Raw genomic sequence first — 9,785 nt, 5'->3', positions numbered from 1 at the left:
CCCCTGCTCAAGACCCAACAGACCCTCTGACGCCACGGTTGTTCCTCGGGATTTCGATGGACGAGACACCACATACGAGGCGCGGGGCCCCATCCCGGTTCCGCACAACCATGAACAGGTCCCGGTCAGCAGAAGCTCTTCGGCCTGTCGTAGCACTGCCGAAGGAACTCCCCTAGCCCCTTCCAGACCACCACGTCCTTGCCATCCTTGTCACGGCGGACCAGGGACGTTATCGCCCAACTCGCAAGGCCGTCACTGCAACTCTTCAGGAGCAAGTAGCCGTTCTGGTGGCGCTGCGCGAGGCCGGTGCAGATATTCGGCACTACGCCACCAGAAAACGAGCCGTCGGCTTTGACCTGGAAGGAGGCCTCAGCACTGGCCCGAGCTTGCCAATGCCCTTGGATCGGCCCGATGCCCCCCTTCTCCACGCGGGGCCCGAGGGCTTGCCCTTCAGCCGTACTGAGGGCGACCGACGGATCGGGCAAGTCGGTCCGCCGAGGGCCGGGGGAGGAAGTGGTCCGACCGGAGTCGACGACACTGCCGCGATCGGAGGCGTCGGCAACGCGTAATACCACCAATACCGCCGCACACGCATAGCCCACCAAGCCCACAATCATTCCCGATATCAAGAGGTTTCGCTTCACGTTAAGGCCCGTCCCAATCCAAGTGTTCTCGTCGCTGACGTTGTGCTGCACCACGACGAGGTCGCGCGGGCCGGGCTCCGGGGCGGGCAAGAGCAGGCCGCCGAAGACGTACGTCCAGGCCGCCACCGGCAGGAGTAGGGCCACCGACGCGGTCGCCGAACGGCGCAGCAATGCCGAGACGAGCAGCACCACGACCGCCAGGCCGAGCCAAGGCAGGAACGTCTCCAGCAGGCTCCCCACCCGGCCCACGCCGTTGGGGACGGCCCGGTGGAACAGCAGCAACCCGGCCGTTCCCACCGACAGCCCGGCGAGCACCCGACCCCGCCTCCAGGCGGACTCTTCGTCGTCCCCGGCGTCCTCGTCGGAAGCCCGGCGCCGTCCCAGCCGGGAGGCCGCCGCCCTCACCGCCGGGCGTGCCTTAGTGAATTGCACCTGGACCGGTCAACAGATCCAGCCCGCCTGCCTTGATCCGGTCAAAGAGGGCAGCCATACCCTCCTTAGAGACGGACAGGTGTGGGGTGGACAGGCTCTTACTGTCCCGAATTCCCACAACCCCGTCCAGGGAAGCGAGCTCAACACAGTCAGACGTGCCGTGAGTTTGGCTATAGCTGCTCTTGCACCACTTTGGAGCACACCGGGGCATCGCTTTCACTTCGTCTCCAAGGAATCAGAGTTCCAGCTCGCCGGACTTTATTTTCCCGACGAGAGCCGCCAAGTCGCCCTTGGAGAACGTCAGGAGGTGGGTGGACGGGCTCTTGCTGTCCCGAATCCCCACGCCCCCCTTTATGGAAGCGACCTCAACACAGTCGGAAGTGCCGTGAGATCCGCTGTAACTACTCTTGCGCCAAGTCGTCATAGGACTCACCCATCCGTGCTAGATACTCACGCGACTGGTCTTCACTCCAAGCCCGCGCCGCGATCCGGTGGAAACGCGTCGCCACATCCGCCGCATCGGTTTGGTCATCCATGATCCGGCCGATGCCGATCGCGTTACCCGAATAAGCCGCCAAGCGACGCCCCGGAAGCGTGAAGCACCAATAGGAGCCATCCACTCCTGTATGCGGTGCAGCCGACAGGGGCAGTATACGTACGGACACATGGCGGAACTTGCTCATCTCCAGCAGTTTGTCTCGCTGGTCGGCCATGACCTGCGAACTCCCCATCTTGCGGAGAGCGATCTGGTCGATCACCACCCATAGGTCGGGGCGGCCGTCCAGGATCGCCGCCTGGAGATCCATCCGCAGGGCGACGGCGATGTCGACGTCTTCGATGAGCCCGGCGGCGTGGCCCGCTTCCAGCAGGCCCCTCGCGTAGTCCTCCGTCTGCAGCGGGATGGGTACCACGCTGCTGGAGAAGATGCAGTGCTCGGTGGCCCTGCGCTGGTAACGGTCGAGGCGGGCTGGGGCATTCGCGTCGATTCCGAGTTTTGCATATCCGAGCCAGATGGTGAACACGCCGCCCGTATTCCACGTTTTGTCCAGCGCGTTGCACTCCCGGCTGGCGAGTTGCTTATCGCCGCTCTCGTATTTGGAAACCTGGCCGATCGAGCAGTTGAGGATCTTGGCGACGTCCGCCTGTGTGGCGTTGTGCTCGATCCGAAGGAAGCGCAGGTAGTAGGCCATGAAGGCGTAGATCGACTCGTGCGGGTCGGGGACGGCCTGACCATGATCACATACCTCCGCACGTCATTGTTTTTCCGATGTTGTTGGCAACAGTGACGACTGTAAGACACCTCGGTCAACCTGTCGCACAGAACGCAAAAAGTCTGCGACAGAGGCGATCAGGAAAATGAACAGCGACAAATTCCACAAGGAAGACGTCATAGACGAAACGGACCCATCGCCGGCCGTCCAGCCGAAGGCCGGGCGGTGGGGCGACCCCTACCGGGCGCGCAGCACCGGGTTGTGGACGGTGCATCTGCGGCACCCCGAAGCGATCCGCGGCGGCGACGGGCGTCTGCTGGCCACGCTCACCGCGTCCGACCTGCACACGCTGGGCGACCTGATGCTGCAGCAGGACGGCCTGGCCCGGGAAGCGCGGCGGTGAGCGCGATGATCGACGGAACGCCGACCGGCCCCGCAGCTTTGCGGCGCGGACTCTTGGCGATACCCGAGGCCGTCTCGCAGGGCCGCCTCATCGTCGAATCCCAGGCCCTCCAGTGGGGGTTGCCCCAGGCCACGGTGGACGACGCGATCCTCATCGTGTCCGAACTACTGACGAACGCCGTCCGCGCGACGCGCCATCAGCCCATCTCTCTGCGTCTGGCGCTCGTGCCCGGCGGACTTCGCATCGAGGTATGGGACACGTCCCCAGATAAGCCCGAGGCATCCACACCCGACCTGACCATGCCGACGCGTCCCGTCCCTGAGGACGCACCGGACCCCGGTGGGTGGGGCCTAAGCATCATCGCGATCCTGGCCAAGGAACATGGCTGGCGCCCAGAGCAGGGCGGTAAAAGCGTGTGGGCCGTACTGGGGCATCTCCCGTAATCCAGGTCGTCACGGTGACGGACGGCCCGGGTCCATGGTCGCCGCCGACCCGGGCCGCCCGATCGGACGTCCCAGGTCAGCGGTGGTCGTTCTCCTTGAGTTCGACGACCCAGGCTCGACGCTCAGCGATCTTGCCGTCGCGCATGACGAACACCTCGGCCATGGACATGCGCATCTCGCCGCCCGCGACGCGCTTCACCGTCCCCGTGAGTTCCGCCATGACGACATCGTCCTGCTCGACCATGCGGACGACCTCCAGGTGCGGCGGGTCGATGAGTCCGGGCGGGCCGTCGATCGCCTTGTCGTAGGCGTCCTTGCCTGTCAGGTGGAATCCGCCGAAGACGGTCCACTCGATGTCCTCGGTCAGGCAGGACAGGATCTGCTCGTGGTCGTTCTTACGGAAACCGTCCAGGTAGGTGTTGACGGTCTCGATGTTGCGTGACATGTCTGCTCCTCCGTATCCGGTGCCGTCCATGGGGCACCACCACGGGAACCCGCGGTTCCCTGTAGGAAGTCGGAGCGGCCGGAGCGTTCTCGACATCGACTCTGCATCGTCCTTGGCCGCTTCGACCAGGTAGGAGGAAGGCGAGCACCACCTGGCACGCTCCGCGCGAACCAGTCCTGGGCCTTCGTCCAGCTCAGCATGTTGCCATTGAGGCGGCGGTCGGGACCATTGCCCCCAGAAGGTTCACACAGCCGAAAGGGAAGGTACCTCAGGGCACCGTTGCACGCCTTGGCCACCAGGGCGCGTGCGACTTTTGACGAGCAGGCCGGATGAAGGGGGAGTTCGGATGAAGAGGGCGATCTTGCGGGTCACGCTGGCATCGGGCGTTGTACTGTCACCGATGATCGCGGCCGGTCCCGCGGCGGCGGGCGTCTGGGGCCCCTGGCGCAATTACGGCAGCTACGGATCGATGTGCATCCACAGCTTCGCCAACTGCAAGGCAGAGGTCACCTTCCATCCCAATGGCGACGTCGTCCATCTCCGGGACAAACCGGGGGATGACTACTCCGTCCGTCTGCGGATCAAGAATGTGACCAAAGACCCGGATGCGACGGAGTATTCCATCACCGCTCACAACGGGACCACATCCGTGTTCCCGGATGGGCAGCCGGAGAACCTGGCTGAGAAGCACTGCTTCCGTTTCACGATATGGCTTCTCAAGTACGGCGCTCAGGCCGGCCACAAGCACTACACGCAGGTGCGCAACTACAACAACGACGGCCCCAAATTCTGCCATGACGTCGCGTGACGTGACGGCCCCGCTTTCCTCGGGTTACTCCCACTCGATGGTGCCGGGGGGCTTGGACGTGATGTCGACCGTGACCCGGTTGATCTCGCGGACCTCGTTGGTGATGCGGGTGGAGATGCGCTGGAGGACGTCGTAAGGCAGCCGTGCCCAGTCGGCCGTCATGGCGTCCTCGCTGGTCACCGGCCGCAGGACGATGGGGTGCCCGTAGGTGCGGCTGTCACCCTGGACACCCACCGACCGGACGTCCGCCAACAGGACCACCGGGAACTGCCAGATGTCGCGGTCGAGTCCGGCGCTGGTCAGCTCCTCGCGGGCGATCGCGTCCGCGTCGCGGAGGATGTCCAGGCGGTCGCGGGTCACGGCGCCGATGATGCGGATGCCGAGGCCGGGGCCGGGGAAGGGCTGGCGCCAGACGATCTCGGTCGGCAGGCCGAGCTGCTCGCCGAGCGCGCGGACCTCGTCCTTGAACAGGTTCCGCAGCGGCTCGATCAGCTGGAACTGCAGGTCTTCGGGGAGCCCGCCGACGTTGTGGTGCGACTTGATGTTGGCCGCGCCGGTGCCGCCGCCCGATTCGACGACGTCCGGGTAGAGGGTCCCCTGGACGAGGAACTCGACCGGTTCGGCCGCGTCCTCCGTGCCCTTCCGGGAGGACGCTTCCCCGGAACCGCCTTTGACGATCTCGCGCGCCGCCTCCTCGAAGACGCGGATGAACTCCCGGCCGATGATCTTGCGCTTCTCCTCGGGGTCGGTGACGCCGTCGAGGGCGGCGAGGAAGCGGTCCTGGGCGTCCACGACGTGGAGGTTCACGCCGGTGACGGCGACGAAGTCCTTTTCGACCTGCTCGGGCTCACCCTTGCGCAGCAGGCCGTGGTCGACGAACACGCAGGTCAGCTGGTCGCCGATCGCACGCTGGACGAGGGCGGCGGCGACCGCCGAGTCCACGCCGCCGGACAGCGCGCAGATCGCCCGCTTGTGCCCCACCTGCTCCTGGACGGCCGCGATCGACTCGTCCGCGATGTTCACCATCGTCCAGTTCGGACGGCATCCGGCGCCCTCGTACAGGAACCGGCGCAGAAGCTCCATGCCGTGTTCCGTGTGCAGGACCTCGGGGTGGAACTGGACGCCGAAGAGGCCGCGCTCACGGTCCTCCATGCCCGCGACCGGTGTCACGTCGGTGCTGGCCGTGACGGTGAAGCCGGACGGGGCACGGCTGACGTAGTCGCGGTGCGACATCCACACCGCCTGCTCGTGCGGCAGCCCCGCGAACAGCATGCCGGGGGCCGAGACGGTGACGGTCGCGCCCCCGTACTCGGCGACATCGGAGTTCTCGACCGTCCCGCCCAGGGCCTGGGCCATCACCTGGTGGCCGTAGCAGATGCCGAACGTGGGGACGCCCAGGTCGAACAGCCCGTCCGGCGCCACCGGGGCGCCTTCCGCGTACACCGACGCAGGGCCGCCCGACAGGATGATGGCTTTCGGCCGCTTGGCGAGCATCTCCTCCGCCGGCATGGTGGACGGCACGATCTCGCTGAACACATGGCACTCGCGGACCCGCCGCGCTATCAGCTGCGCGTACTGCGCGCCGAAGTCGACGACGAGAACGGTGTCAAAGGACTGGTCTGCGGCCACCAACAACGCCTTTCGCACGGCCGGAAGGGTCCCACCAGTCTACGGGGGTGGCTGCCTGGGCTGATGCCCGCACCCGACCCGCGGCCGTTACATGGTGCGATTGACCGATAACGGTCGGCATCCATTTACCCTGACCACACTCCTGTGGTGACTCCGCTCTGATACCTCTTGATGACGCCTTGTGTTCACATGGCTCCCGTCCGCAAGCGTCCTCCCTAGGAGTGCCGTGAAGTTGCTCGCCGCCACCGCCCTGATCGCCGCGTTCGTCCCCGCGATGCCCTCTGGGCCGTCCCCGGAGACCACACGCCAGGACGACTGCGCGCACATGCACGCACACGCCGACGCGCGGCTGCGGCCAGGGGCGGACGGAGCGCACGGGCGGGGGCACAACGACCTGACGCCTGGGCAGGCCGCGACGGTCGAGCGGCAGCTCAACGAGATACTGCGCGGTCTGGGCGTGAGCCCCGCCGATGGGACGGATGGCCGGTCGGCCGGTGACGACCTCCGCGCAGCGCCACAGATCAGGATCCCGGTCTACTTCCATGTGCTGCATGACGGCGCGAAGGGCAACGTGTCCAGTGCGGAGGTCAAGCGCCAGGTAAGCACGTTGAACGCCTCCTACGGAGGACGGAACGGCGGCGCCAACACCCGTATCTCGTTCGACCTCCGCGACACGACCCGGACGGACAACGCCGCCTGGTTCAACGACCCCGAACGCTACGAGCGGACGTTCAAGCCGAGGCTGCGCAAGGGCGGCAAGGGCACGTTGAACCTCTACAGCGCCTACATAGGCGGAGACCTGCTCGGCTGGTCGACGTTCCCGTGGAAGTACAAGTCCGAGCCCAAGATGGACGGCGTGACCATCCACTACGGCAGCATGCCGGGCGGCCCCATCGAGAACTTCAACAAGGGATTCAGTGCGACACACGAGGTCGGCCACTGGCTCGGCCTCTACCACACGTTCCAGGACGGCTGCATGGGCGAAGGCGACCGCGTGGCGGACACTCCCGCCGAGCGCGACCCCACGAACGGCTGCCCGTCCGGCAAGGACACCTGCCCGGCTCCCGGGGACGACCCGGTGCACAACTACATGGACTACAGCTACGACACCTGCATGACGTCCTTCACCGCCGGCCAGGGGACCCGCATGCACAAGGTGTGGAAGGCCTACCGGCGCTGAGTCGCGCGAAGCCGTCCGGCGTCTTCCTCAGGAAGCCACCGGACGGCTTCCCGTAGGGTCACACCCGAGATGACCTCGACACGAGGCTCGACCCATCGGGCCACCCACCCCGGGTCCTTCTTGGACAGCTCCCGCAGCACCCACCCGAGGGCCTTGCGGATGAAGAACTCGCGTTCACCGATGAGCGCATCCCCGAACTTGTCGATCCTGACCAGGTCGGGGCTTCCGTTCCTGATCCCTGCCAGCAGCGCCAGGACGGCCGCACGCCTTACCCACATGTAGGGGTCGGCGACCCAGGCATCGAGTACCGACCCCAGATCCGGGTGCCGGACGACCAACCTGCCGACGACCTTCTCGGCGAGAGCGAGCAGCTCGTCGCGCGTGGGTGTGGTCTTCACCGCGGACACGGCGACCTTGCGCAACGCGGGCACGGGCACACCGATGTGCACGAAGTCGCTCTTCAGGTAGCGCTTCTCATTCGCAGCCCGTACCGAATCCCCCTGCGCCCGCAACTCCTCAGGACCCGCGCGGCCTCAACCTCGACATCCACCCCGGCCCACGCTACGCCGCCGTGGTGTCAGACGGCCCTGGCGAACGAGCGGACGCCCGCGTGAAGTGCCGACCCCAGCGCAGGGGCTGGGGTCGGCGGATCGTCACCTCACGGGTGCCCGGTCGTCACACCGGGAGAGTGGGCAGGTACCTGGGCTCCTTGCGCGCTCGGGTCGCCTGCTCGAAGGTGTAGGCGAGCCCCAGGAGTTCCTCATCGCGGTTCCTGAGACCGATGAACAAGACGCCGAGCGGGAGTTCGGCGTCGGTGTAGCCGGCCGGTACCGTGATACTGGGATACCCACCGACCGCCGCCGGGAGGGTGGAATCCACCCACGGAGCGCTTTTCGCACCGTGGACCACGGGGACCCGGCCGTTGGACGGAGCCATGATCGCGGTCAGCCGGTGCCGGCCGAAGAGGCGGCCGATGCTCCGGCGCGTCTCCTCGGTGATCCGCTCGCGTTCGTTCCGGTACTCCTGCGGTGAGCGGACGGTGTCCGAAAGCTGGGCCTGCTCGAACTTGGTCAGCCCGAATTCGGGCACCCGCTCGGCGGGCTCGTCCCGGTGGAAGGCGATCAGATCGGCGAGGTCGCGGGGGTGCTCGCCCCCGGCCGACCTCAGGTAGGCGTTGATGGCCTCCTTGAACTCGAAGGGAAGCACGTCCTGATCGGGTACGGGCAGGTCCACCTCGACGGTGGTCGCGCCCAGATCGTGCAGCCTCGCCGTGGCTTCGGCGAGAACACGATCCACGTCAGGGTGGTTCCCCTCCGTCCTGATCCCGCTCCACACGCCGATCCTGGTCCCGGACGGTAGGCCCGGTTCCAGGCGGATGGCGCGGTGCGAGACGGCGATCACCGCGAAGAGCGCGGCGGCGTCCGCCACACTCCGGGTGATCGGCCCGGCCGTGTCCTGCCACGGTGAGACCGGCACGATCCCGTTCCCACCGACCCGCCCGTGGGACGGTCGGAGACCGACGACGGCGTTCCCTCCGGCGGGCTTGTTGATGGAGCCACCGGTATCGGTCCCGATGGCCACCGGGACCAAGCCCGCGGCCGCCGCGACCGCGGAGCCGCTGGACGACCCCAGCGAAGACCGATCCAGGACATACGGGTTCCTGGCCTGCCCGCCGACCGGACTCCAGGCGCCCGGTGCTCCGGCGGAGCGGAAGTTGGACCACTCCGACAGATTCGTCTTACCCAGGATGACCGCGCCGGCCCGGCGCAGCCGGGCCACCAGGTCGGCGTCTCGGCGCGGCATCGCACCGCGCAGAGCCACCGAACCCGCCGTCGTGGGCAGGCCGAACGTGTCGATGTTGTCCTTCACCAGAACCGGGATCCCGGCGAGCGGCCCGACCGCACCGCCCGAAGCCCGGAGACGGTCGATCGCACGAGCCTGCGCCAGTGCGTGCGGATCCACCGCGATGACCGAGTGAAGAACGGGGTTCAGCCGCTCGATGCGTGCCAGGCATCGAGCGGTGAGTTCTGCCGAGGTCAGGTGACCGTCCGCCATCTCCTGTAGCAGATCGCGAACGCCCATCTCCTCGGGAAAAGCCGATTCCATCAGCCCTCCTCCATTCTTTGATTGGACCGCCCTAAGGCGGGGCCGCCTTCGGCGACCAATGGGGACCGTCCAGAAAGCCGCGAATCGTCAAGCGCCGAAGAATCCTCCACGCGCCCAATGTGAAGCGCCGACCCCGGCGCGGGCTGGGGTCGGCGGGTGCGGTCACCGCACAAACGCCGGGTCGTTACCCCGGGAGAGTGGGTAGAAGCCTGGGCTCCTTGCGCGCACAGGTCGCCTGCTCGAAGGCGTAGGCGAGCCTGCCCCGCCCCTGGGAAGGACTCGGTGCACAACTACATGGACTACAGCTACGACACCTGCATGACGTCCTTCACCGCCGGCCAGGGGACCCGCATGCACAAGGTGTGGAAGGCCTACCGGCGCTGAGTCGCGCGAAGCCGTCCGGCGTCTTCCTCAGGAAGCCACCGGACGGCTTCCCGTAGGGTCACACCCGAGATGACCTCGACACGAGGCTCGACCCATCGGG

General features: G+C 66.8%; 12 protein-coding genes. 4 read left to right on the top strand and 8 right to left on the bottom strand.

Features of this window, described 5'->3' with window-relative positions:
• Positions 1-125: 125 nt before the first annotated feature.
• From E1281_RS41465 to E1281_RS32375, 4 genes are all read right to left on the bottom strand, one after another.
• Positions 126-959, bottom strand: coding sequence for a hypothetical protein (locus E1281_RS41465; RefSeq protein ID WP_207943615.1), 834 nt, complete (start codon positions 957-959; stop codon positions 126-128).
• 103 nt (positions 960-1,062) lie between these two features.
• Positions 1,063-1,287: a DUF397 domain-containing protein gene (locus E1281_RS32385; RefSeq protein WP_131883523.1), complete on the bottom strand. Its 225-nt coding sequence runs from the start codon at positions 1,285-1,287 to the stop codon at positions 1,063-1,065.
• Positions 1,288-1,311: 24 nt separating this feature from the next.
• A complete protein-coding gene (locus tag E1281_RS32380) occupies positions 1,312-1,500 on the bottom strand; it encodes a DUF397 domain-containing protein (protein ID WP_131883520.1) in 189 nt (62 codons plus the stop codon).
• Entirely contained in the window at positions 1,478-2,266 is a 789-nt protein-coding gene (locus E1281_RS32375; protein WP_131883519.1) for a helix-turn-helix transcriptional regulator, read from the bottom strand. The genes E1281_RS32380 and E1281_RS32375 overlap by 23 nt, the downstream gene beginning before the upstream one ends.
• A 166-nt stretch (positions 2,267-2,432) precedes the next feature.
• On the opposite strand from E1281_RS32375, the gene E1281_RS32370 reads away from it, so the two are divergent.
• Positions 2,433-2,690 (top strand): PDC sensor domain-containing protein, encoded by a 258-nt coding sequence (locus tag E1281_RS32370; protein WP_131883518.1) that lies wholly within the window; start codon positions 2,433-2,435, stop codon positions 2,688-2,690.
• Between the two features lie 5 nt (positions 2,691-2,695).
• On the top strand, positions 2,696-3,133 hold the full coding sequence (locus E1281_RS32365) for an ATP-binding protein (protein WP_131883517.1): 438 nt from the start codon (positions 2,696-2,698) through the stop codon (positions 3,131-3,133).
• Positions 3,134-3,209: 76 nt separating this feature from the next.
• Here the strand turns inward: E1281_RS32365 and E1281_RS32360 are convergent, their stop codons facing one another.
• Positions 3,210-3,578 (bottom strand): nuclear transport factor 2 family protein, encoded by a 369-nt coding sequence (locus E1281_RS32360; RefSeq protein WP_243717648.1) that lies wholly within the window; start codon positions 3,576-3,578, stop codon positions 3,210-3,212.
• 346 nt (positions 3,579-3,924) lie between these two features.
• Between E1281_RS32360 and E1281_RS32355 the strand changes: the two genes are divergently transcribed.
• The gene (locus tag E1281_RS32355) at positions 3,925-4,386 is read left to right on the top strand and encodes a hypothetical protein (RefSeq protein WP_131883515.1); all 462 of its coding nucleotides are present in this window, start codon (positions 3,925-3,927) and stop codon (positions 4,384-4,386) included.
• Between the two features lie 24 nt (positions 4,387-4,410).
• Here E1281_RS32355 and guaA read toward each other — a convergent pair whose 3' ends face one another.
• A complete protein-coding gene (gene guaA / locus E1281_RS32350; protein ID WP_131883522.1) occupies positions 4,411-6,021 on the bottom strand; it encodes a glutamine-hydrolyzing GMP synthase in 1,611 nt (536 codons plus the stop codon).
• Positions 6,022-6,241: 220 nt separating this feature from the next.
• On the opposite strand from guaA, the gene E1281_RS32345 reads away from it, so the two are divergent.
• Complete coding sequence (locus E1281_RS32345) at positions 6,242-7,195, top strand: zinc metalloprotease (RefSeq protein WP_243717647.1); 954 nt, start codon at positions 6,242-6,244, stop codon at positions 7,193-7,195.
• Here the strand turns inward: E1281_RS32345 and E1281_RS32340 are convergent.
• Together E1281_RS32340 and E1281_RS32335 are read right to left on the bottom strand one after the other, a co-directional pair.
• Positions 7,183-7,707, bottom strand: a complete 525-nt coding sequence (locus E1281_RS32340) for a DNA alkylation repair protein (protein ID WP_131883514.1) — start codon at positions 7,705-7,707, stop codon at positions 7,183-7,185. The two genes, E1281_RS32345 and E1281_RS32340, sit on opposite strands and share 13 nt — an antisense overlap.
• A 163-nt stretch (positions 7,708-7,870) precedes the next feature.
• Positions 7,871-9,301: an amidase family protein gene (locus tag E1281_RS32335; RefSeq protein ID WP_131883513.1), complete on the bottom strand. Its 1,431-nt coding sequence runs from the start codon at positions 9,299-9,301 to the stop codon at positions 7,871-7,873.
• Between the last annotated feature and the right edge of the window lie 484 nt (positions 9,302-9,785).

This window comes from Actinomadura sp. KC345 (assembly GCF_004348515.1).
Classification (GTDB): Bacteria; Actinomycetota; Actinomycetes; order Streptosporangiales; family Streptosporangiaceae; genus Spirillospora.
The sequence above is the reverse complement of the archived record's forward strand: the minus strand, read 5'-3'. Positions and strand labels throughout refer to the sequence as shown.